Here is a 25,270-nt window from a genome sequence, read left to right as displayed (position 1 = left end):
GGGCTACAATAAATCAAAAGAAATATAAAAAAATGTAAATAAAGATAAAACTAAATGTGAAAACTCTATTAGCCAACACTCTTTCTCAAAACAATTTGGATTTTGAAACTCCGCTTCTAATTTCTAAATTTATTACACCTGTTTCAATTTCTTTACTAAAGTTTTGTGAAATATTAAAAATGTGAAAAAAAGTAACCCAAATAAACATTAAAAGTAGTGGCACAAAAGAAGTTAAAATTCTATCACCTAGTTGAATGTCAACCAAAATAAAAGCAAGTAAAATTTCTCAAATGATTGCAAATAAAAATATTGCGGAAGTAAAAATAATTCACGTTTTAGAAGTTAATATTTCTAATGAAATTCTTTTAAATATTGAAAGAGAAAAGAATTTTTTATTACTTAGAAACTGAAGTTTATGCATTGTTTTCACCTTCCTTTTCTCGGAAAATATCTTCAATGCGTTTGTATTGAATTGAAGATTTTTCCGAATCAACGTGTTCGTTATAAACATTTCTTAAATTTTCTTTTGCTGGATCAAAAGCATTTTGATATTGAATTTCACCATCTTTTATAATAATTACTTCATTTATAAGTGAACTAAGTTCATCAATATTATGGCTTGTAATTACTATGGTTGTATTACGCTTTTCTGCCAAAAATTTTAAGACCTCTAAAAATTCAATTCTTGATTTTACATCAAGATTGGATGTGGGCTCATCTAAAATAATTAGTTCTGGATCAGTCACTAAAGTTGCTAAAAGTAGTGCTCTTTTTTGCATCCCAGCTGAAAGTTCGTCAAACTTAGATTTAGCAAATTCTTCTAAGTTTAAGGCTTTTAAAAGTTCGAAATAAATTTTATCAACTTCTTTTTTATCGATACCTTTTAAACTTGCAGAATAGTATGCATATTTTTTGATTTTGTAATGTTTGGGATAACTATTTTGATCTGGAAAGAAAGAAATTTTTTGTAACGCTTCTTTTTTTTCATGAGCAATTCCATCAACCAAGACATCTCCGCTATCTTTTTTGTATTCACCAAAAATTAACTTAATCGTGGTGGTTTTCCCGGCTCCATTATCACCAATGAAACCAACAATTTTGCCTTTATCTATTGCAAAAGACACTTGATTCACTCCGGCTCCATTCTTAAATTTTTTGGTTAAATTTTGAATTGTTAAGATTTTTTGTGTAGTCAAAATAACATCCCTCCTATATATACTTTATGTATACGTTAATTTAACAATATAATTAATAAAAAGGGGTAAAAATGCTCAAAAAATCTTAAAATATTATCAATTGCAAACAAAAAATGGAAGTTTACATATGAGATAAATCCCATTGTTTTTCCATTTTTTGTTTAGGTATTATTTTATGATTTTGGTTCCTGAAGCACCTTTTAAAACATCTTCAACTTTATCTAAAGATCCAATAAAGGCTGGTTTACCATTTGTTGATTTAACAAAGGCCATTGCGGCTTGAACTTTAGGTAACATTGACCCAGGGGCAAATTGATTTTCACCAATATATTTTTCAGCCTCTGAAATTGACATTTCAGCTAAGCCTTTTTCATTTGGTTGTTTGTAATTAATTAACACTCGATCAATGGCAGTTAAGATAACCAGTGAATCAGCATCAATAATTTCAGCAATTTTAGCAGCTGCAAAATCTTTGTCAATAACAGCAGCAACTCCCAGATAATCATTGCCTTTTTTAATGACCGGAACTCCACCTCCACCAGCTGTGATGGTGATGAATTTTTGTTCAACTAAAGTTTTGACAATTTCTTTTTCAACAATATCAATTGGTTTAGGACTAGCAATCACTCTTCTTCAACCACGACCAGCATCTTCTTTAACATCTCAACCGTTAGTTTTAGCCATTTGTTTAGCTTCCACTTCTGACATAAATAATCCGATTGGTTTTGATGGATTTTGAAATGCTTGATCATTGGCATCAACAACAGTTTGCGTCACAATTGAAGCAACTGATTTATTTAATTTACGAGCATTAAGTTCATTAATGATCGCTTGTTGTAAATGATAACCAATATAACCTTGACTCATCGCTCCTGCTTCTGGAAAATCAACAATTGGTGATTTTCCATCAGTTTTATGTGCAAGATCAAATCCATTAGAGATCATTCCAACTTGTGGTCCATTACCATGGACGATAATGACTTCGTTGTTTTTGGCAACAAAATCAACTAAGTGTTTGGCTGTGTTTTTGACGATAATTTTTTGTTCTTCAGGATTATTTCCTAAAGCATTACCACCCACAGCAACAACTATTTTTGACATCTATTTTTACTTCCGTATTTTCTATTAGTGTTCAATTGCATGTTATGCGATTGAACCAGCAACTCCAGCAATCGCTCCTCCAATTGCCATTAAAGCAATTGAAGCCACAAGCAGAATCCCTAATAATGGTGCAACACCTTTCAAGAATTTTCCATAGTCAACTCTTGAAATCGCCATTGCCCCCATTACAACTCCACTTGTTGGAGTAATAATATTAATTATTCCTGAAGCAAATGAGAATGCCATCACTGATCCTGATCCAACAACTGGGTCGAATCCACCTCCAGTTTTATTTTGAGCAATCCCTGTTAATAGTGGGAAAACAGCGGCTGCAAATCCTGATGTTGATGGAATTAAGAAAGATAATGGTAAGAAGATAATGTATAAAACAATCACTTTACCAATTCCTGAATCGATACTTCCGATTGAACCAGTTAAACCGGAAACAACTCATTCTTGCATATGTGAATTTTTTAGAACAAAGCCAATTCCAGCAGCTGTCGCAATAATTAGACAGACACTTAAGATGTCAGCAGCTCCACCCATGAAATCTTTTAAGATCATGGTTTCTGCTGTTTGGCCTTCTTCTTTTTTCACACCAATAGTGTTAATCATTCCCACAGCAAGTGCTCCGATTAAGAAGAAACCAGCCACGATTTCTAAACCACCATTCCCGAATCCAGGAATAGTTGAGTTTAAGTATGGAATGTTTACATGGATTCAATTTGCCATATCTTCCATTGCAGTATTACCAAAAATTTTATCTCAACCAACTAAGTAAATGATCATGAATAAGAAAGTTACACCAAAGAATGCTAATGTAGTTTTCTTTCTTCAATTCATCTCAATTTTTTCTGTTACATTTGCTAAGAAAAATTCTTTATCACCTTCACGTGTAGCAAATGTAACTGATTTTTGTGGATTTGATTTAACACGTTTTGCATATCAAAATACAAATCCAATCGCAATTGCAGTAATCACAACTCATGAAATTAAACGTCAAACCAATCCATCTCCAACTGACATTAAGTCAGTTGTTTGACCTGTATTCAATCCGTCAACTGCCACTGAAATTACAAATGGGTTAACAGTTGAAGCAAGCACTCCAGCTCCAGCTCCAACTAGAACAATTAATAATCCTGTGAACGTATCAAATCCAGCAGCAATCATTAACGGAATCATAATCATGTAAAATGCTAATGATTCTTCAGCCATTCCTTCAGCAGTTCCAGCAATTGAGAAAAATATCATCAATGGAATAATTGCTCAAATTTCTTTTCCTTTTAATTTGGCAATGATTGATTGTGAAAATCCTTCAAGTGATTTGGTCACAATAACCATATTAATGAATGCTCCAAGAGTTAGAACAAAAACAATAATTCCTGCTTTTTCTAAGAACCCATTCATTGGTCCGACAAAGATATCTAAAATCCCTAGTGCTTTAATTTTTTCAACATTGTCGTGGGCAGCGATTCAAGTGCCACCTTCTTTGCCGTTTTCTCAAGCTCCTGGGATGTGAACCGTGGTTTCTACTCCAGCTCATTTCAGGATTCAAGAAAGTAAGACAAGAACTACAATAATCAACATTAAGATTGAAAATGCAGATCACATTTTGAATCCTTTTTTATGCTTATTAGAGTTCTTTGGTTTTAATTTAAATAAACCTTTTTTCTCTTCTACGTTAGTCATAGAATTCCTCCTTTTTTAATTTTTTATGTTAAACATAAACAATAGGAAAATTGTTATTTTCCTATTGTTGCAACCATTACGGCTTTAATTGTATGTAAACGGTTTTCAGCTTCTTCAAAGACAACTGAATGTTTTGAATTAAACACTTCGTCAGTTACTTCCATTTCAGTTAGACCAAATTGTTTATGAATATCTTGAGCAACTTCAGTATTTAAATCATGGAATGCTGGTAAGCAATGCATGAATAAAACTTCTGGTTTTGCGACTTTGATTGCATTCATATTCACTTGAAATGGTTTTAATTCCTTAACACGTTTTGCTCAAACTTCAGCTGGTTCTCCCATTGAAACTCAAACGTCTGTGTAGATCACATCAGCATCTTTACATGCTTTTAGCATGTCATCCATCATTTCGATTTTTGCCCCAGTTTCTTTAGCAATTTCTTTGCATGTTTCGACTAGTTTACTATCTGGTCATAAATCTTTTGGCGCAGCTGCGACAAAATGCATTCCCATTTTGGCAGCTCCAACCATTAATGAATTACCCATATTGTTACGAGCATCTCCAGCAAAAACTAATTTGCGTCCTTTTAAGTTTCCTAAGTGTTCTTCAACTGTTAAGAAGTCAGCTAAAATTTGGGTTGGATGAAATTCATCAGTTAAACCATTGTAAACTGGTACTCCTGAATATTTCGCTAAAGCTTCAACATCAGTTTGTTTGTAACCACGGAATTGAATTGCGTCATACATTCTTCCTAAAACTTTGGCTGAATCTTCAACAGATTCTTTTTTCCCAAATTGAGAACCTGAAGGTCCTAAATAAGTTACGTGAGCACCTTGATCTAAAGCCCCAACTTCAAAAGCACAACGTGTTCTTGTTGAATCTTTTTGGAAAAGTAAAACTACGTTTTTACCTTCCATCATTTTTTGTTCTGTTCCTGCATATTTAGCACGTTTTAAATCACGTGATAAATCTAACAAGTACCTGATTTCTCTTGGTGTGAAATCTAGAAGTTTGATGAAACTTCTACCTTTTAAATTTACTGCCATTTTATTTCTCCTTTTATTCTTATTTTATTTTTAAACAAGTATAGCATTTTAAAATTTTATTAATTTATTATGATGATTTTTTTGGTAAATCTTCTCTGATGATTGGCATCGTCATACATCTTGGACCACCACGTCCACGTGATAATTCTGAAGATGGAGTTTTAATAACTTTAACTCCAGCTTTTTCTAACAAGTCGATAGTTACTCAGTTTCTTTCATAAGCAATAACAACACCAGGGGCAATTGTTAAAACATTTGTCCCATCATTTCATTGTTCACGACCAGCTGCGATTGGATCTTCTCCACCACATTTAATTAATTGAACTTTGTAGCCTGTAGCTTCACTTAAAACGTCGACTAATGGTTTTTTAATTTCTTTTTTACCATCTTTTGATAATTCGAAAATTTTAAATTGATCAATTGAATCAAAAATTAATGGATGCACGATAAATTTGTCATAATCAACATTTGTGAAAACAGTATCAAGGTGCATAAATGCTCTACTTTTTGGTAAATCTAAAACCAAAATTTTATTATATGAACCTTCTTTGAAAATTTGCTTTGAAGCCTTTTCGATGGCTGCCATTGAAGTTCTTTGTGAAACACCAATAATTAATGTTTCACTATTTAAGACAAGAATATCTCCACCTTCGATGAAATCTTTTCAGTCTCTTTCATAAAAGTAAGGAACATTTCCTGCGAAACGTTTATGGTTTTTGAAAACCAAATCAGGGAAAATTGTTTCTCTGTTTCTTGTCACTGATCACATGTGATGCATTGTCACACCATTTCCAATTGATGCAAATGGATCTCTTTGGAATAAGACATTTGGTAATGGGTCTGCGATAAATGGATATTTATCAGCATCATTTGTAATTCCTAATTCTAATTTTTTAGTTCCAGCAATCATTTTAACTGCCATATCTAAATTAGTCATTTTCATTAAGAAATCTTTGAAGGGTTTTACCAAGTCTTTTCTCACGCTTGCTTCGTTGATAAATTGATCCACAAACGCTTCTTTAATTTTTGGGTTTTGATCTAATGTTTCTGCAACTAATTCTTCGATGTAAAGCACTTCTGCGCCATTTTCTCTTATTAAACTTGTAAATTTGTTGTGTTCTTCAATAGCCACTTTTTTAAATGGGACATCATCAAACAAAAGCCTTTCTAAGTATTCAGGTGTTAAGTTTTCTACTTCATCTCCAGGACGGTGAACTAAAACACTTTTTAGCTTACCAATTTCTGAAAATACATGAACTTTTTTTTCCATAATTTTATCTCCTTATTTGATATTTTTAATCGGATGTAATTCTTTTTTAGAATTGCCTCACATAAAATATTTTACTCCTGTCGATTACCTATGTAAATAACCATTTCCAAAAAAAAATAAAAAGTTAGAAAATTTTCTAATAGTATACCACAAAAAAAAGCCTATGCCCCAGGCTGATTTAATTCTTTGCTTAACTCTCTATAATGTGGTAAAAATTTTTCAACTCGACGTCAAAAATCTTTTGAATGATTAGGGAATTCTAGGTGTGTAAGTTCATGAACAATGACGTAGTCAATGATTTCTGGTTTGAAATGAATCAATTTTATATTGTACATAATTTTTTGTGTTTGCGGGTAGCAAACACCTCATTTTGTTGTCATTGCTTTTAGACTTAAATTTTTAAAATGTAAATTCATCAAACTCGCTCATTGGCCAGTTTGATTAATAAATCAATTTTTATATTGTTTCGCTAGGAAGGTATAAATTTTAGCTATTTGCTCATCAAGATTCAGATAATTTTTAATATGTAGTTCGTTATTAATCAATTTAGGATGGATGTTATCAGTTGAAAAAACGACGTTAATTTTTTGATCAAAAATTTTGATTCAAGGTTGATTACTATATAAATCATATTTTAAATGCACATCATAACTGATTTGATATTTGTTGATTGTGTGGTAATTTTTATAAATAATTTGTTCAATATCTCAATCATTGGCACGAACTGGGGCAGAAATACAAATTTGGCCATCTCTAACTTTTAACACAAGATTTTTTTGATCTCGATATGTTAAATTGTAGTTAACAAGATTGCCATTAACACTAATTGTTTTTTTCATTGTTGCCATATTTTTGTTCCCTTATAAATTATAAATAATATTATTTGTTTATCGAAAAATAATTCTAAAAAATAAAAATGTAGTTGAGCAAACTACATTTTTAAAAATTATTTTCATGCATTAATGTTTAATTCAAAGTAATTAAACATTAAATTTAAAGAAGCAAACATCACCATCTTGCATGATATATTGTTTACCCTCTAAACGCATTTTACCGTTTTCTTTGACCGCTTTTTCAGTCCCTAATTCAAATAAATCTTTGACGTTATAAACATCTGCTTTAATAAATCCTTTTTCAAAATCAGTATGAATAATTCCAGCTGCTTGTGGGGCTGTCATCCCTTTTTTAAATTGTCATGAATGCGCTTCTTGTGGTCCGGCTGTAAAGTATGTTTGAAGTCCAAGTGTTTCATAAGCTGCTTGAATTAATGATTCTAATCCAGTTTGATCAGCTCCTAATTCATGCAAGAAAGCTAGTCTTTCTTCTTCATCAGCTTCAGATAAATCTTCTTCGATTTTGGCAGAAATTTTAACAACTTTAAAGCCTTGTTTACTTGCATATTCTTGCACTTTTTTAACATAGTCATTATCAATTGAAATTTCATCATCATTGACATTAACAACGTAAATAAATGGTTTTGAAGTTAGTAATTGAAACCCTTGTAAAACTTTAGTTTCTTCTTCTGTTAATGTTAAAGAATTTAACATTAAATTATTTTCTAAATGGGTTTTGCATTTAAGGAGAACATCATTTTCTTCTTTGCTTAATTTATCATTTGATCGAACTTTGGCAGCGATACGCTCAATACGTTTTTTGATTGTCGCTTCATCAGCTAGCATTAATTCTAAATTGATAATTTCAATATCACGAATTGGGTCCACACTTCCCTCAACATGAGTAATATCTTTATTATCAAAACATCTCACAACTTGACAAATTGCATTAGTTTCTCTAATGTTGGCTAAAAAAGCATTTCCTAAACCTTCACCTTTTGAAGCTCCAGCAATTAAACCTGCAATATCAACAAATTCAATTGTTGTTGCCACACGTTTTTTAGAACCAAAAATCTCTTTTAAGCGATCTAGTCTTTTATCAGGAACTTCAACTACTCCCACATTTGGTTCGATTGTTGCAAAAGGATAATTTGCAGCTTCCACTTTAGAGTTAGTAATTGCATTAAACAGGGTAGATTTTCCCACATTTGGTAAACCAACGATTCCAACTTGTAATGCCATTATTGTGATTCCCCAATCTCTTTAATTGGTGCCTCTGTTTTAATTATTGTTTCTTGCGCTACTAGCATCATAATTCCACCAATAATTCCTAAAATAGCACCAAATAGAATTGATAGAACTGCTAGTGGAACCTTTTTTTCCATTGATTGAGTTTTTAGACTTTGGCTTGCCCAAACTAAAATAAGAATGTTGGGAATAAAAAGAAAAATAAATGAAAAAATCAAGGTCATAGAAGCTCCAATGATCATTAAAATTAATCCTGTTTTATATTTTTGTTCAAATTCTGTTTTTTGCATATATACCCCCTAAATAACTTATTAATTATACATTAATATAATTTTATATCTCTAAATTGTTTGAATACTCAAACATATTGCAGTAGTGTTTTGGACATTTTATCCATCAATTTTTAACATCATTTTCAAAATGATGTTAAAAAAAAGATTTATCAAAAATGATAAATCTTTTCGATTTTATAACACATGTTAATTGGTGTTTGACTCAATAGTTGGTTGTGCTGGTGGTGCATTTGCTTGGTCTTGGGGAGCACATAGCATCAAAATTGCACCAATCATTCCAACAATATTTCCAAAAATAATTGATAATACCGCAATCGGAATTGTTTGGTATGGTGATTGTCTTTTTAGGGATATGCTCGAAAAAACGATAATTAAAAGACACGGGACTAAGATCACAACAAATGTGATTAATCATAAGTACGTCATAACAGCTAGATCGACATATCAATCAACGTTTGTAGAAGCACCAGTTGCAATAAAAATTGATGCAATGATTGCAATCAAGGCTATTGTTAAAGCAGCACCGAGAATTGTTAATATTAATCCAGATTTATATAACCCTTCAAATTTTGTTTTCATTTAAACCTCCCCCTTCTTTTTAAATACTATAATATCTTTTGTGTATTGATATTATGATTAATATTTTACATCAAAAAAAGACCTATTCTTTAATAAAGATATTGGTAGAAAAAGTTTTTTTATTATAATCTCAATTGTTTTGTTAAATAATTCGATCAACAAATTAATTTTGTTGTTTTGATAATCACCCTGATTTAATATTTAGTTAAAAAAATTACCAATTTGGTAATTTTTTAAATTTTTTGTTTGAATTTAATATTATTTTATTCAGTCATGTTTTGAGGATTGTCATTGTATGTTATTTCTTTGGATGCAGATAACATCATGATCCCACCAACTAAAAGAATAATTCCAAAAACAAAAATTATTAACAATACTCCGAAAATAATCGACATAATCCCAATTGCGATTCTTTTATCTGCTGATTTATCTTTTAAGCTTTTAGCTCCAAAAATTAAAATTAAAATACTTGGAATTATTCCTATTATACAGATAATCAGTGTGGCCAATCCAAACCCACTGCCAATGTTTTTGAAAACACCCATGCCAATAGCGGCAATTAAGCCAAAAAGTGCAACTCACGCAAGTGAAATAGACGCTCCGACGATCGAAACTATAACTCCAGCTTTATATGTTCCTTCAAATTTTGTTTTATTCATAAAAACCTCCCGAATTTTTATTTTTATTAATCTTACGATCTTGAATTTATCTTATATTAATAACTATAAATTACTTAAAAAACTTAATTTTGCTTTGAATCTTTCTTAATTTGGGCATATTTACGGGGATATTCTTTAGGTGTTTTGGCCTTTTTTTGATAAAACAAATTGGTTCTGCTACCAAAACCAACATCAACTAGAACTTGTTTTTGAACAAGTTCTAGTTTCATTTTTTGATCTTTATTCCCCATATTTTTGATTTCTTCTTCAGCTTTAGGACCTTTTAATAGGACGAAATATCCATCAATTTTGAGCATTTGCACACCGATTTCTAAAATGATATCTAGATAAGCAACTGCTCGTGAAATGACCAGATCAAATTCTTCTTGATGTTCAATTGAAAACACTTCTGCTCTTTGATCAACAACATCAATATCTTTTAAATTAAGCAAATTAATCAGTTGTTTTAAAAATAAAACTTTTTTATTATTAGACTCAATTAATGTGATTTTTAAATTCGGAAAAAAGATTTTTAAAACAACTCCTGGAAATCCAGGACCAGTTCCAATATCGGCAATCGTTTGATTTTCCAAATTAATTTCTTGAGTGAATAGTAATGAATCCAAAAAATGTTTTTCAAAAACTTCGTTTTCAGAAGTGATTCTTGTTAGGTTATATTTTTCATTTTCTGAAACCAGAAAATCATAGTATTGATTTAATTGTGTTTTGATTACATCTGTTAATTTTAGATTTTTATATTCATCAAAAATTTTTCAATTATTAAACATTTGTGTTTCCTTTAAATAGTGTTGGATAAGCTTTAATGAAGTAATCAACTCCAGAATAAAGACTAAATCCTGTGGCGATAAACATCGGAATTTGAACAACCATATTCAATCAACCATATTCTTGGAATTGGTGTTGAGGGAAAAATTTGTATGATAAAAAGAAAATTAAACTTAATCCAAGCATTTGGAAAGTTGTTTTTAATTTTCCTCAAATTCCGGCTGCAAGAGTTACTTGTTTTTTGCTTAAAATCATGCGGATAAAATCGACAAAGATATCTCTTGCAATCAAAATCAAAGCAATCCAAACAGGCAACATTCCTGTTCAAGCAAATAGAATTAACGTTGTATTAACTAAAAGTTTATCCGCGATTGGATCAAAAAATTTTCCAAAATCAGTTACTTGATTATTTTTTCTGGCTAAATATCCGTCTAAAAAATCACTCAAACTTCCTAAAATAAATAAAATTCCAGCAACTAGATAAAAGATCGAAATTTGATAACTATTATTGCCAATAAGAAGTGTTTCTGCTTTTAAATAAAAGCCTAACAACATTAAAATAGTTATAAATGGAACTAATATTAATCTAAAAACAGTTATTCTATTTGGTCAATTCATAAGTTCTCCTAATCTTGTTTAATTTTAGCATGAACAAAAAGTTTTGGATTATACCTTTGCAATTTCCTTTGATGATTTGTTTTTGAAAAGCAGTTTTTCTTGAATGAAATAAGAACCAATTCCCATCACAATTGAGAAAACTAACATGGTTGTAAAGACCATTCCACCAGTTTCAATTCATGGTTTACCTTCTAATAAAAAGGCGTTCGGGAAAACAAATGTAAAGATTCCAAAAAATGTAAATATGCACATGGCAACTGATGAAAAAATAGCTAACGGAACAAAATATTTTACTTTATCAACTTTTACTTTGTTGGTTTTTCGATTACGAACTGCTGCAAACACAATGGCTGAAATCAAGATAAATGAAAGGGCAGAAATCGCAGAAGCAAACTCTCCCATTAACGTTAATGGAGAATATCAAATATCGTTACTCTTCGCGATCATCTCCGGCGTGATAACTGTGTTTATACCATCTCATCCAGACGTCGCAATCGGAATAAAGAATCCCATCAAAATCATAATTGCATAAATGATGATCACCATCAAAGTTTGGGCTCAACTGGCTTTTTTAGGTGTTGCTTTGGCTTGGTTTTTACCAGCATACAACAACCCCATTTCTGTATCAGCTTGCACCCCAACAGACCCGATATATGTAAAGACATTAATATTTAAACCACAAATAACAATTAAAATCACATTCGAAATAATTCTTGCAGCATCAGCTGTGGCTTTACTTGGACTTCCTCCCGATAACATTTTTTCGAAAAGTTGTTGAATTGAACCATCTGGAGAACCCAAGAACAATGAAACCGCCATTAATGCGTAGAAGATTGAAACAAAGATCATTCCAAAGAATAAGGCTTTTGGCACCACATCTTTATGTGTGGCATCTTTTTGAGCATTGGCAATATAAATATAACCATCAAATGAAAACAGAATGGCTCCAAAACCACCGATAAAGGCGGTTTTGGAAATGGAAGTAGTCGATCAATGACTTCCTCCAGCTCCTCCATTTCACATCGCAGATGAATCACCAGTTTTATCAATTAAAATAAATCCTGCAACTAAAGCAATAACTAGGGGAATGAATTTAAAAATCGTTCCAAAAACTTGTAATATTTTATTATATTTAGGTTTATAAATTTGTAATAATGAAAAACCTGTCAAAATCGCAATTCCGGCAGCTAAATAAATTGATAATTGAGTCGCTGGACTAATAACAATTCCTAAAGCTTGAAAGAAATACATAATAAATGTTCCAACAAAAAACGCTTGAGTTGAAGGCACATACATGACTAAATAGAAAATTGCAAAGAATGAGGCCACCTTTCGATTAATAAAAAGTTTTGCTCAATTTCCAATTGTTCCATTACCAAAGTGTTTGGTAGAACTAGAAATCTCAATAAAAACTCTCACTGAGATCACGCAAACAAAACCGACAAGAACTCACAAGCTAATTGCAATAATTGGGTTTTGTGTTTGTTGTAATAACTCGTTATTTTTCATATAAATACCAGCACCCATCACAGTCCCGATAACCATTGTAAATAGTGTTAAAAATTCAAACGTTTTCGTTTTTGGTTTATTCCTTAACATAATCCATTTCCTTTCTTTGGTTTGAAGAAATAAATCCTTCAAAACCACCGTCTAGACCATTTTTTTTGAAAAAATGTTCTTGAATTAAGAATAAACTAAAAACAAAAATAAACAAACAAAAACAGATTATTGTGAATAAAAAGCCTTCAGAGTCGATTCATTTTTCATTATTATTGGGTAAAACGAAAGTGATAATTCCACAAATTACAAAGAAAATTAAGAGCATTGAAGCAATGATTGCAATCGGAATAAAACCTTTCATTTTGACAACTTCTACCTTGTTCGATCTGCGATTAAAAATCGAAGCGATTAGCACAATTCCGATCATTAAGAAACCAAAAGTTGAGATCGCTGTACTGATTGTGTTGATGAAAGCTAAAATATGGTTTGTTGTAAATCTTAAATATTCTGGAACACCTAATTGTTGATGCGAACTTGATCAATTTTCATAATTAGTTGATATTCCCATTCAATTTCCTCTTGGAACTAAGGCCCCCATTAAAACTATAAATGTGAAAAAGAAAATTGTAAAAATGGAATGAACAATCCCTGCTTTGACAAATGAAACATGCTTGTTATTTGTGTAAATCAATTTAGCATCAACATCAGATTCCAAACCATTGATTGCGACCATTGAAAAAATATTAATTCCGAATAGACAAATAAACATCAAAATGATATTTGAAACAATATTTGCAATTGTGTTTGCATTTTCTGAACCAGAAATTGCAAATAATTTGGTTAATAACTGAACAATGCTTCCATCAGGTGATCCCATAAACAACGAAATTGCCATTAACACATAAAATATAGTCACAAAAACAAGTCCAAATAATAATGATTTTGGAACAACATCTTTAAACTTGGCACGTTTTTGTAGATTGGCCATATAAATAAAGCCATCAAAGGCAAATAAAACCGGACCAAAACCACGAATGAAATTTTCTGGGGCGAAATCAGAAGTTGATCACATGTTGCCTTCAAATCCACCATTTTTAATTGATGAATCTGGTCCAATTAAAAAGAAACCAGCAAACAAAGCAATCACTAAAGGAATAAATTTAAAAACCGTTGCTACAATTTGAAATTGTCTTCCGATTTGCGGTTTAAGCATATTTAATAGGTTAAATATCAAGATGAAAACAATTCCACAAACTAATAAAATAATTAGTTGATTGTTGGCAGAAAGTGGTTGATTAATCGATTTGAAAAAGTAAGCAACTAAAGCTCCAGCAAAAAGCGATTGGCAAATTGGATAATATAAAACTGTATAAACAATCGAAAATCAGCTTGCTGTTTTTCGATTAATAAACATCTTCGCTCAAGTTGGAACTGTCCCATTTCCAATATGGGTGGTTGCACTAGAAATTTCAATGAAAACATAGACAATCATGATACAAACCATCCCCACAATCAACCAAGAAATAATCGCAATGATCGGGTTATGAGTTAATTGCAATAACTCGTTATTTTTCATGTAAATACCAGAACCAATCACAGCTCCAATCACCATGATAAATAAGGATAAAAACTCAAACGTTTTTGCTTTTGGTTTATTGTTTGACATGGTTTATGTCCTTTTTATTTCCATGAGAAACAAAACCATCAAAACCACCGTGAACACCGTTCTTTTTAAATAATTGTTCTTGAATCAAAAATAAGATTAAAACAAAAACTAATAGAGCAATGAAAATCATTGTAAAGAAGAAACCATCTGATTCGACTCAAAACTGACCTTTATCAGGTAATGCAAAAGTGATAATTCCACAAGCCACAAAGAACAATAAAAGAATTGAAGAAACAATTGCGATTGGCACAAAATGTTTCACTTTAACAACTTCAACTTTTTGAGTTTTTCGATTAAAGATTGAAGCAATTAATAGCACTCCAACCATCGAAAAACCAAAAGTCGAAATAGCTGTACTTACTGTGTTAATAAAAGCTAAAATTTTATCAGTGGTAAATCCTAAATAATCTTGAATCTGTTTACCTGGATTTAACGCTGATCAACTTTCAAAATTGGTTGAGATTCCATTTCAATTTCCCCTTGCAACTAATGCTCCCATTAAAACTAAAAATAAGTAAACAATAATTGTAAAAATTGAATGAATAATCCCAGCTTTGACAAATGAAACGTGTTTATTATTTGTATAAACTAATTTAGCATCAACATCAGATTCCAACATATTGATTGGGACCATTGAAAAGATGTTTACACCGAATAAACAAATGAACATCAAAATCACATTTGAAACAATATTTGCAATTTTTTTGGCATCTGCAGAACCAGAACTTCCAAATAATTTAGCTAATAATTCAACAATACTTCCATCAGGTGATCCCATAAATAATGACACGGCCATCAACACATAAAAGACGGCCACAAAAATTAGTCCAAACAATAATGACTTGGGTACAACTTCTTTAAATTTTGCCTTTTTTTGAGCATTAGCGATTAAAATAAAACCATCAAAAGCAAATAAAATTGGACCAAAACCTCGAATGAAATTTTCGGGGGCAAAATTTGAAGTTGATCAAGTTCCACCATCCATTCCAGTGGTGTTGATTGATGAATTTGAATCAAATAAAAAGAAACCAGCAAACAAAGCAATTACTAACGGGATAAATTTAAAAATGGTTGCGACAATTTGAAATCGACCTCCAATTTTTTGATTAAACATATTCATTAAATTAAAAATAAGAATAAAAATAATTCCACAAGTTAACAAAATAATCAATTGGTTATTCGCAGATAGTGCTTGATTAATTGTCTTAAAAAAGTAAGCAACAAAAGCACTGGCAAAAAGCGCTTGACAAATTGGGTAGTATAAAACTGTATAAATAATTGAAAACAAACTAGCTGTTTTACGATTAATAAACATTTTGGTTCAAGTCGGAACTGTTCCATTACCCATGTGCATTGTTGCACTTGAAATTTCAATAAAAACATAAACGATCATGATACAAACCATCCCGACAGCCATTCATGAAATAATGGCGATGATAGGGTTATGTGTCAATTGTAATAATTGATTGTTTTTCATATAAATACCAGAACCAATGACAGTTCCAATAGTCATGATAAACAATGATAAAAATTCATAAAATTTTGCTTTGTTTTTAAACATTTTTTTCTCTTTCTAATTATTTGGTCAAAAAATAATTATTTTGATTGTACATTATTTTTTTATGTATGAGACAAAATGTCAAAATTTGTTTGTGTTCTGGTTTTTGAAATTTAATATCATTGTTTAAAAAGCTTTTTATATCCAAATTTTGAACACTCTCCAAGAACTCATGTCATCGCAATTAAACCAAGTAAAACTAATAATCAATAATTATTTGGTTGTTCAAAATTTACAACATGAGCGATTGGATGGATGTAGGTAATTAAGAATGAAAGACCAATAAAAAATACCATTCCCAAAACAAGTTGTCACGAAGGTCGTGATTGAATTAAGGAAATTTTTTCTGTGCGATAAACCAAAATTAACATCATATGTGTGATCATTGATTCTAAAAAGAATGTCGTTTGAAAGCGTTGAATTGCCCCATCAACTCCATTACTAATTTCATTGAATAACCCCATCCCATATCCAATAATTAAGAAGTTGATTACACTAATTATTGTGGCAACTATTCCATTTCAAAATGCAAAAACAATGATTCTATTTGCACTTCATTTTTTGGGATGTTCAATAGAAAATTTATCCACTTTATCGAAAACAAAAATCAAATTCGCAAAATCATATAATAGATTTTGCAATAATAATTGCACAGGTTGCATGGCTGTAAATTTTGAAAATCAAATTGAAGAAATAATTAAAGTTAACAAGAGACCAAAATTAGCTGCGATTGTGATGTTGATATATTTAATGGCATTGGTAAAAATTTCTCTTCCTTTTACAAAAGATTTTTCCAAAACTGCTAAATCTTTTTCCAAAAGAATTACTGAAGATGCAGATTTTGCCAAAGAAGTCCCGTTGTTAACAGAAATCCCAACATCAGCTTTTTTAAGTGAAACCATGTCATTAACACCATCTCCTAAATAAGCAACACTAGCATTATCTTTGGTTTGTAAAATTTCAATAACTTTAGCTTTTTCAATTGGTGAAAGTTTTGCAATGATGTTGACAGTTTTTAAAGCTTCACCCATTTCATCATCATTCATTTTAAAGAATTCATCACTATTTAACGCAATTGGATTTTGGATTTCTAAAGTCTTGGCAATTTTTAAAGCAACTTCCTTAGCGTCACCGGTTAAAATTTTTAGATCAATATTATAATCATGAATTAATTTAATTGCTTCTTTGGCGTTTGGTTTAATTGTTTCTTCAAACAACATCATTCCTTCATAAATTAAGTTTTGATCAACAATCTTTTTACTTTTGTTGTTTGATCCAATAATTAATGTTCTGAAACCTTGTTCTGAATATTCTTTAACTTCTTTCAAAATTTGATCAATGTTTTTTTGCGTAATTTTTTTGACTTCATCATTGATTCTGATGAAGTCAATATGTCTCAACATTTCATCAACACTACCTTTTGTAATTTGAAGCAATTCTTGATCGTTTTGAACTAAAACACTCGCAATTCTTGACTCATGATCAAATGGTTTATCTGCTAATAAGTTATATGTTTTATTATTTAAACAAGTTTCATTTAAAACTTTTAGAATTCCTTGTTCAATTTTGTTGGTCAAATTTTGTTGATTTGAAGCATTCAAATAAATCAATTGCCCAAGTTCATTAGACTGAATTCCATCATAATTAATTCACTTGTTTAAAGTTACTTCTTCATTGGTTAGTGTTCCTGTTTTATCCATTGCCAAAACATTAACACTACCCATGTTTTGAACCACAGATAAGTCTTTAATAACAACTTTATCTTTGGCCATTTTTTTAGACCCTAATTGCAGGTTTGAAGAAATGATCGCTGGCAGTGCTTCCGGAATTAATGAAACTGCAATTGTCAAAGCAAAAATTAATGCTTGGATTCAACTATTTTCTTGACCTCCCAAACGAAAACCAGTTGTCAAAAGAATCACTGGAATCATTGCTAAAATTGAAATAACCAAAAGTTTAACAACTTTAGCTAGTCCTTTTTCATACTCAGAAACCGTTTCTTGTTCTTCAGCCATTGTTGAAATGGAAGCTGCATAATTTTGGATCCCAACATTAATCACGACTCCAAGCAAACTTCCTTCAGTTACTGTTGTTTGAGAAAAAGCAATGTTTTGCATTTCAATCATTTTTTTACCAGTTTTATTTTCACTAAACTTAGCAACAGCTTCGCTTTCTCCAGTTAAAGAAGATTCGTCAAGCATCACGTTTTGACTATAGATAATTCTAATATCTGCTGGAACAACATCTCCTGCTTGCAAAAATATCACATCTCCAACAACTAACTCAGACTGATCTAGTTTTTGTAAATTGTTTTTAACTTTTTTAATATCAATATTGTTGATATCCATTTTTCCGTCATGAACCATGAAAGCATTTTCGATCATGTGGTGAAGTTCCTTATTGGATTTATAAGCTTTGTATTCTTGAAAGTAATCAACCCCACCTGCCAAAACGATCATAAACAAAATCACAAAAGCAGAAACTAAATCAATTGTTTGATGAGTTTTTAAAGCGTAGATTAAAATTTCAGCAATGGCGATTGCTAAAAGTAGAAGGTTAAATGGCTCGATTAAAACACTTAGGAGTTTTTTAAAATGATTAAATTTTTTATGAATAAGTTCGTTTTTACCTTGAACTTCTTGGCGTTGTTGTCTTGATGCAGAACTAACTCCAATTTCAACTTTTAAATTTTCTTCAAAATTTAAAAGTTTTGAATTAGCTAAGTCTAAAACTTTCTGTTCTTCTTGGTACCTTAATTCAGCAGTTTTCTTTTTCATTTTATGTCCTCCGTTGTAAAACTAATTATAAAATAAATTATAAGATTAATTGTTAAATTAAAATGTAAAAATATATTAAAAAATCTTAAAAGTCATATAACATTTTTGTAAATATACGATAGGGGTAGCATAAATTTTATAAACACTAATTGAACCTGATCTAATTAACAACTAGCGAAATAGGTCTGATCAGTTGTTTTAATTGTAAAATTTTTTCTAAAACTATAGTGGTTTTGATTACCTATCAAGTTTTTGGTTGATAATCTATCAAAAACTTTGGTTTATTGTGGTTTTATCGCATTATTGCCTTATTTTACTGGGTTTTTTGAACATTATATTTTTATATAAACCATTTGAAATCAATTGGTTGCGTGATTCTAATCAAATTTATTTACATATTTTAGCTTTATTTATTTTTGAATTCATAAGTATAAAAATAACTTAGATGTTTTGTGAGTTAGAGATACACTCTCCTAATATTCATTTTAATTCAAACGCTTATCAACACTATAACTGAACCCCAATTGAGATTTCATTATTTATAGACAATTAGAAATTAATCTTTAAAAAATTAAAAAAAGGACCTCAGTTCAACTAGTTAATGTTGAACAAGTTATATAATAAATATGTAAATACATGACAGAGGTAGCGCAAGCTTGAGAAACACTCTTTGAACCTGATCTAGTTAATACTAGCGGAGGGAGTCAGATTAGTTGTTTTTTCTTTGTCTCTCAAAAGGAGATTTTTTTATGCAAAAAGAAAAAGTACAAACTGTAAAACCAGTAGGTTTAGACGTAAGAAATAGGTTTAAAAAATTAAGAATTCATAAACCCTGACAACCATTAATAATTAAGATAGGTTTTGGTTTTTCTCTCTTATCTTTTCTCACAATACTGGGCTTATTAATTCTATTTAGTTTACTCAAAATGTCTTGAACCAACATCACAAACATTGAAGTTTTCGAAAATATCAAAACAATGACAATTGCTATTTTTACATTAAGTTTGGTTTTTAATTTGTTAATTACATTTAGTTGATTTTTAACTGACATCGAGCAAATTATGACCAACAAAATGCAGTTTATGCTTTTAAGTATTCTTTCAGGAGCAATTATTAACATCGGTATATTAATTTATATATTCAAAAAATATCAAGTCCAAAAAAGAAAAACAAGCATCACATGAAGGGGTTTTTGACTTAAATTAGGCTTCAGAAAATTAACAGTTTATGACATCGTATTATGTGGTGTTTTCACAGCTTTGACAATCGTGTTTGCCTATTTAGAACAATTCATGCCCGGGCTAGTTGGTGGGGGTGGATTGACTTTTAAATACTTAGGATTAATCATTCTAGGTGTTGCTATTTCACCAGCACTTTCAATTATTGTTGGGATTTGTGGTGCCTTACTTTCACTATTATTTGTCGGATCAACTTTGATCATTTCACCTTGATCATTTATTTTAGATTACTTCATTCCGATGATGATTCCTGGGATTGTAAGTATTTTAAGATTTACAATTACAACCAAAAAAAGTTATATCAATTATTTAAATTACATCATTGTTGGTTTTTTAACTTTTTTAGGAATTTACATTATTCAAACACTTTCTGGTTATTATATTTGAGTGGCGATGGCTGGGGGTCCGGCTTGAGGGAATAATGGAGTTGTTTATTCGGTTGTTTATAATGCCTTATCAATTTGACCATTTAATTATCCATTAACCCAAATCATAATGGTTCCAACAATTAAGGTTGCGTTGTTGGTTAATAAAGGAAAATTTTAGAAAAAAATTCAAAACTTTTTTCTAAAATTCTTACGATTTTTATTGCCAATCAAATCTTTTGGTTGATAATCAATCAACCACTTTGATTTATTTGTTTTTATCTTATTAATGCCTTATTTTACTGGGTTTTTTGAACATTATACATTTATATAAACCATTTGAAACCATTTGATTTGGTGGTTTTAATCAAATTTATTTACATGTTTTAATGCCTATTATTTTTGGGCTTATATACTGAGGTGCTTTGTGAACTTGATTCTTGTCGTCTCGATATTTTCTATTCAAACAACCACTTATTAAAACTATCATAAGTCTCAACAATTAAATTTTACTCATTATTCAACACTGGAAAATTTGTTTTTAAAAAGCCAAAAAACAAACATTACCTGCTCACTAATGTTTAGAAAGTTATATAATAAATACGTAAATATATGACAGAGGTAGCACAAGCTTGAGAAACACTCTTTGAACCTGATCTAGTTAATACTAGCGGAGGGAGTCAGATTAGTTGTTTTTTTCTTTGTCTCTCAAAAGGAGATTTTTTTATGCAAAAAGAAAAAGTACAAAATGTACAAACGGATTTACAAGAAGAAGTGAAACTTTTATTAAATTCACAAACAAATAAAGAAAAGTGATGAGTACATATTCATCCAATTCGTGAAAAACCTTGACTGTTAAAAATAGCTATGATTTGTTCTTTGATTACAACAGTTATGCTTTTAGTTGGATTGATCTTGTTTAGTGTGATGGAAATATCTTGAACTAATATTATCGATCCACAGGTTTTCGAAAATGTCCAAACATTTTCGATTATGCTATTTTCCTTTGCGTTTGCATTCGGAATTTTAATTACAATTAGTTGGTTTTTAGCCGACTTAGATAAAATACTTAATAATAAAATGCAATTCATTTTATTAAGTGTGCTTTCGCTAATGGTTATTAATATTGGAATCTTAATTTATGTGTTTGAAACAAATAAAGGAGCAAAAAGTAAAAGGCATTTAAGTTGAAAGTTATTCGGCATTAGAAAACTAACTATTCATGATGTTGTTTTATGTGGAATGTTCACAGCCTTAACAATTGTGTTTGCTTACACAGAACAATTTATGCCCCAATTACCAAATGGGGGCGGGATTGCTTTAAAATACTTACCACTAATTACACTTGGGGTAGTTTGTTCACCAGTTCTTTCGATTTTAGCAGGGGGTGCATCTGCTTTAATGTCGTTATTATTTTTAAGTTCTGGTTTAATCATTTCGCCATGATCATATTTATTGGATTACTTTATTCCAATGATGATCCCAGGGATGATTTCTATGTTGAAATTTAAGATTACACGCAAAAATGGTTACATTAGTTATTTAAATTATATTATTGTCGGTTTTTTCACTTTTTTAGGAATTTATATTGTTCAAACAATATCAGGATATTTTGTTTGAGTAGCTGCTTTTGGACCTAGTTGAGGAGATAACGGTTGAGTTTATTCAATTATTTATAATGGAATTTCTGTTTGGGCATTAAGTTATCCCGTTAATCAAGTTTTAATGGTTCCAATGATTAAGATTTCATTACTGATAAATAGAAAATAATTTAAGCTTAAAAAAACAAAAAACACAAATTCGATTAGAGGGTTAACCACTAATTGAATTTGTGTTTTTCACTTGGTATTAAAGAGACATGATTGTTAGACTAATAAAAGTTTTTTGACCTTCCAAAATTAATTTGATAAAGAGGCCAATTTCTATTTAAGAAGTTAGAATTTGATATAATTTATTCGCAATTTAAAGTAACTAAAAAGTTGCAAGAGGTAAATTAATATGGAAAAAAATATTGATGCTTTTGATTTTAATCAACCAAAAAAAATAACAAAAAAATGATATCAACTTTCAAATAAAAAGATTGCTAAAATCCTTGATACCAATTTAACAACAGGTTTAACCATTCAAGAAGTCGAACGACGTTTAAAAATTTACGGATTGAATCATTTACCGCAATCTAAAAGACACAATTTTTTGCTTGTTTTTTTAAAAACATTTTTAGATCCATTATGTGTAATAATGGCTCTGACCGGTTTGGTCACAATTATTGCTAATTCAATTGAAGAAAAATTTTCAATGCCCGATATTGCGGGATTATGTGTCATCGGGATAATTATTCTTACAAACTCAATCATCTCCACTTATCAAGAAATGAAATCGCTCAACTACATTTCTTCATTGGACACAACACAAGATACCTTTGTTTCTGTTTTAAGAGATGGTGAAATCCAACAAATCAATCCAATTTTTTTAGTTCCTGGGGATGTGGTGCATGCTAAATTAGGTGAATTTATTCCAGCTGATTTAAGAATTATCAATGAATCCGTTTTAAAAATAGATGAATCATCCTTAACTGGCGAATCAGAACCTGTGGAAAAAATTGCTACAATAATCAAAGCAGACAATTTAATTATTTCAGACCAAAAAAACATGGCCTTCATGTCAACAATGATTTTAGAAGGAAAATTAGTTGGCATCGTTTTAAAAACAGGAACACATTCTGAAATTGGAAAAATTGCTTCTAAAATTACAAAATCAGAGTTTATCAGAACACCTTTGGAAAAGAAAACTAAAGGTTTGACGATTCGAATTGGAATTATTGCCTTCATTTTTGGTTTAATTTTGTTGCTTTTTTCTTTTTTTATTCGAAATCAATTACCAGAAGATTTGAAATCATGAAGTACATTATTGTTATTGGCTGTATCTGCTGCAATCAGTGTGATTCCTGAATCATTAACCATTATTGTGAGGTTATGCATGACCATTGCTACAAAAAAACTTAGCAAAAATAATGTTGATATAAAAAATCCAAAATCAATTGAAACATTGGGCAATGTTAATGTTATTTGTTCTGATAAGACAGGGACATTGACACAAAACAAAATGGATATTGATCAATTTTTTGTTGATTTAAAAGCTGAAAAAGACCCTAGTGTAATTACTAATAATAAGCATTTTTTAAATGCTCTTGCTTTGTGTAATGATGCAGTTTGTGAAAACACAGAAATTATTGGAAGTGCAACCGAAGTCGCTATAATCAAATTTTTGATGAAACAAAACTTTGATTATAGAAAACTTAGAATAAATCACCCTCGTGTTGATGAAATTCCATTTGATTCAAAACGAAAAATGATGACAACAGTTCATCAAGATAAAAATGATTTAATTTTATATACAAAAGGAGCATTCGATTATCTTTTAAAGCACTCCACAAAAAAAATAGTTAATGGCGTTGTTAGTCCTTTAACCAAAAAAGATAGAAATTTAATTCAAGAACAATCATTCAAATATGCACAACAAGGTTTAAGAGTTTTAGGTGTCGCTTACAAACATTTAAACTCAGTTTATGAAGAGTATGAAACTGATTTAATTTTTATTGGTGTCATAGGAATTATTGATCCTCCACGTCCAGAAGTGAAAATGGCTATTGAAAACGCCAATAAGGCCGGGGTTAGGGTCATTATGATTACCGGAGACCACAAGATTACTGCTCAAGAAATTGCCACAAGATTAGGGATTTACACAGACTACTACAACCAAGTTATGGATGGGGCAGAATTAGACACTCTTTCTGATGAAGAATTGGCTGAGAAAATAAAAACAACGAATGTTTTTGCCCGAGTTAGCCCTGAACATAAGGCAATTATTGTGAGAATATTGCAAGCCAACAACAACATCGTTGCAATGACAGGGGATGGAATTAACGATACTCCAAGTATCGTTAAGGCTGATGTTGGAATTGCCATGGGAATTAACGGAACTCAAGTGACTAAAGAAGTTAGTGATGTCATTTTAAAAGATGATAATTTTAAAAGTATTGTTTTTGGAATTCGTGCCGGAAGAAATGTTTATGAAAAAATTAAATATTCAATTTCATTTTTAATCGCTGCCAACATTAGTCAAGTTCTAACAATCTTATTTATTTTATTAATTAATAAAGATATTGCTTTGATTTCAATCAATATTTTATTTCATATTTTAATCATTGAAACAATTGTTGCGATTCCCATCGGAATGCAATATGATCGCAAAGGAGTTATGTTTAATCCCCCACCAAGCCATAAAAAAGAATCGTTGCTTAAAGGAATTAAAATGCAAATTATCATAACAACAGTTTTTAATGCAACATTTGCAGTTTTAAATTATGAAATCGTTAAACTCTTCAATGCGCCTCAAATATTTTCTGAAGAATTTAGTAAGACCGGTGTTTACATGACAATTATGATTTCCCCAATTCTTTACTCGCTTTTATTTAATAATTTCTTTTTACCAATTAATCATGCAGGGGTTGTCAAACCCGTCAAAGAAAAATTTAGCTTAAATAAACGTTTACTCTTTTTTTCTTGCCTTGCTTTAATTATCACAATTATAAGTTTACTTCCTGTGAAAAAAATTAATGATTTTTTTAATTTTAAAACCATCGATCTCCCTTGAGAGTTGCTTGCAATTTTTCTTGTAAACACTCTACTAGTTGTTCCGTGCATTTGATTTAGCTACCAGATTTTTTTAAAATCTAAAAATTTGTGATTCACAAAAAAGTCTAAAAAAATAGTTATAAAATAGAATTAAATCTTCAAAAATCATAAATTTTTGGGATTTAATTCTATTTTTGATATATTCAAATTG

Annotated in this window: 19 protein-coding genes and 2 riboswitches; of the genes, 3 read left to right on the top strand and 16 right to left on the bottom strand. The window is 30.3% G+C overall.

Features of this window, described 5'->3' with window-relative positions:
* Positions 1 to 413: 413 nt before the first annotated feature.
* From ELUMI_RS01210 to ELUMI_RS01135, 16 genes are all read right to left on the bottom strand, one after another.
* Complete coding sequence (locus ELUMI_RS01210) at positions 414 to 1,196, bottom strand: ABC transporter ATP-binding protein (protein ID WP_025734466.1); 783 nt, start codon at positions 1,194 to 1,196, stop codon at positions 414 to 416.
* A gap of 168 nt (positions 1,197 to 1,364) precedes the next feature.
* Positions 1,365 to 2,297, bottom strand: coding sequence for a carbamate kinase (arcC, locus tag ELUMI_RS01205; protein WP_025734465.1), 933 nt, complete (start codon positions 2,295 to 2,297; stop codon positions 1,365 to 1,367).
* Positions 2,298 to 2,339: 42 nt separating this feature from the next.
* Positions 2,340 to 3,986, bottom strand: coding sequence for a YfcC family protein (locus tag ELUMI_RS01200; protein WP_025734464.1), 1,647 nt, complete (start codon positions 3,984 to 3,986; stop codon positions 2,340 to 2,342).
* Between the two features lie 53 nt (positions 3,987 to 4,039).
* A complete protein-coding gene (gene argF, locus ELUMI_RS01195) occupies positions 4,040 to 5,035 on the bottom strand; it encodes an ornithine carbamoyltransferase (RefSeq protein WP_025734463.1) in 996 nt (331 codons plus the stop codon).
* A 67-nt stretch (positions 5,036 to 5,102) separates the two neighbouring features.
* A complete protein-coding gene (locus ELUMI_RS01190; protein WP_025734462.1) occupies positions 5,103 to 6,305 on the bottom strand; it encodes an arginine deiminase in 1,203 nt (400 codons plus the stop codon).
* Between the two features lie 161 nt (positions 6,306 to 6,466).
* Positions 6,467 to 7,153 carry a M48 family metallopeptidase gene (locus ELUMI_RS01185; protein ID WP_025734461.1) on the bottom strand — a complete coding sequence of 229 codons (687 nt, stop codon included), beginning with the start codon at positions 7,151 to 7,153 and terminating at the stop codon, positions 6,467 to 6,469.
* Between the two features lie 132 nt (positions 7,154 to 7,285).
* Positions 7,286 to 8,380 (bottom strand): redox-regulated ATPase YchF, encoded by a 1,095-nt coding sequence (gene ychF, locus ELUMI_RS01180; RefSeq protein WP_025734460.1) that lies wholly within the window; start codon positions 8,378 to 8,380, stop codon positions 7,286 to 7,288.
* The gene (locus ELUMI_RS01175) at positions 8,380 to 8,676 is read right to left on the bottom strand and encodes a hypothetical protein (protein WP_025734459.1); all 297 of its coding nucleotides are present in this window, start codon (positions 8,674 to 8,676) and stop codon (positions 8,380 to 8,382) included. The genes ychF and ELUMI_RS01175 overlap by 1 nt, the downstream gene beginning before the upstream one ends.
* Positions 8,677 to 8,865: 189 nt before the next feature.
* Positions 8,866 to 9,258 carry a hypothetical protein gene (locus ELUMI_RS01170; RefSeq protein WP_025734458.1) on the bottom strand — a complete coding sequence of 131 codons (393 nt, stop codon included), beginning with the start codon at positions 9,256 to 9,258 and terminating at the stop codon, positions 8,866 to 8,868.
* Between the two features lie 263 nt (positions 9,259 to 9,521).
* Positions 9,522 to 9,917: a hypothetical protein gene (locus ELUMI_RS01165; RefSeq protein ID WP_025734457.1), complete on the bottom strand. Its 396-nt coding sequence runs from the start codon at positions 9,915 to 9,917 to the stop codon at positions 9,522 to 9,524.
* An 83-nt stretch (positions 9,918 to 10,000) separates the two neighbouring features.
* Complete coding sequence (gene rsmG, locus ELUMI_RS01160) at positions 10,001 to 10,705, bottom strand: 16S rRNA (guanine(527)-N(7))-methyltransferase RsmG (protein ID WP_025734456.1); 705 nt, start codon at positions 10,703 to 10,705, stop codon at positions 10,001 to 10,003.
* Positions 10,698 to 11,321 carry a CDP-diacylglycerol--glycerol-3-phosphate 3-phosphatidyltransferase gene (pgsA, locus tag ELUMI_RS01155; RefSeq protein WP_025734455.1) on the bottom strand — a complete coding sequence of 208 codons (624 nt, stop codon included), beginning with the start codon at positions 11,319 to 11,321 and terminating at the stop codon, positions 10,698 to 10,700. The genes rsmG and pgsA overlap by 8 nt, the downstream gene beginning before the upstream one ends.
* Positions 11,322 to 11,369: 48 nt before the next feature.
* Entirely contained in the window at positions 11,370 to 12,920 is a 1,551-nt protein-coding gene (locus ELUMI_RS01150) for an APC family permease (RefSeq protein ID WP_025734454.1), read from the bottom strand.
* Positions 12,907 to 14,487, bottom strand: a complete 1,581-nt coding sequence (locus ELUMI_RS01145; RefSeq protein WP_025734453.1) for an APC family permease — start codon at positions 14,485 to 14,487, stop codon at positions 12,907 to 12,909. Before ELUMI_RS01145 ends, ELUMI_RS01150 begins: the two co-directional genes overlap by 14 nt.
* The gene (locus ELUMI_RS01140) at positions 14,474 to 16,048 is read right to left on the bottom strand and encodes an APC family permease (protein WP_025734452.1); all 1,575 of its coding nucleotides are present in this window, start codon (positions 16,046 to 16,048) and stop codon (positions 14,474 to 14,476) included. The genes ELUMI_RS01145 and ELUMI_RS01140 overlap by 14 nt, the downstream gene beginning before the upstream one ends.
* 110 nt (positions 16,049 to 16,158) lie before the next feature.
* The gene (locus tag ELUMI_RS01135) at positions 16,159 to 18,822 is read right to left on the bottom strand and encodes an HAD-IC family P-type ATPase (RefSeq protein WP_025734451.1); all 2,664 of its coding nucleotides are present in this window, start codon (positions 18,820 to 18,822) and stop codon (positions 16,159 to 16,161) included.
* A gap of 631 nt (positions 18,823 to 19,453) precedes the next feature.
* A riboswitch (TPP riboswitch) is annotated at positions 19,454 to 19,542 on the top strand.
* 257 nt (positions 19,543 to 19,799) lie between these two features.
* Here ELUMI_RS01135 and ELUMI_RS01130 point away from each other — a divergent pair.
* The 3 genes from ELUMI_RS01130 to ELUMI_RS01120 all read left to right on the top strand — a co-directional run bounded on the left by ELUMI_RS01130 (position 19,800) and on the right by ELUMI_RS01120 (position 25,207).
* Positions 19,800 to 20,606 carry an ECF transporter S component family protein gene (locus tag ELUMI_RS01130; RefSeq protein ID WP_156921448.1) on the top strand — a complete coding sequence of 269 codons (807 nt, stop codon included), beginning with the start codon at positions 19,800 to 19,802 and terminating at the stop codon, positions 20,604 to 20,606.
* Positions 20,607 to 21,032: 426 nt separating this feature from the next.
* Positions 21,033 to 21,121, top strand: a riboswitch (TPP riboswitch).
* A gap of 30 nt (positions 21,122 to 21,151) precedes the next feature.
* On the top strand, positions 21,152 to 22,195 hold the full coding sequence (locus tag ELUMI_RS01125; RefSeq protein ID WP_025734250.1) for an energy-coupled thiamine transporter ThiT: 1,044 nt from the start codon (positions 21,152 to 21,154) through the stop codon (positions 22,193 to 22,195).
* Between the two features lie 228 nt (positions 22,196 to 22,423).
* Complete coding sequence (locus tag ELUMI_RS01120) at positions 22,424 to 25,207, top strand: cation-translocating P-type ATPase (protein ID WP_025734251.1); 2,784 nt, start codon at positions 22,424 to 22,426, stop codon at positions 25,205 to 25,207.
* Positions 25,208 to 25,270: the final 63 nt, after the last annotated feature.

The organism is Williamsoniiplasma luminosum (assembly GCF_002803985.1).
Lineage (GTDB): Bacteria > Bacillota_I > Bacilli_A > Mycoplasmatales > Mycoplasmataceae > Williamsoniiplasma > Williamsoniiplasma luminosum.
Note: the sequence above shows the minus strand (reverse complement) of the source record. Positions and strands in the feature narration are given on the sequence as shown.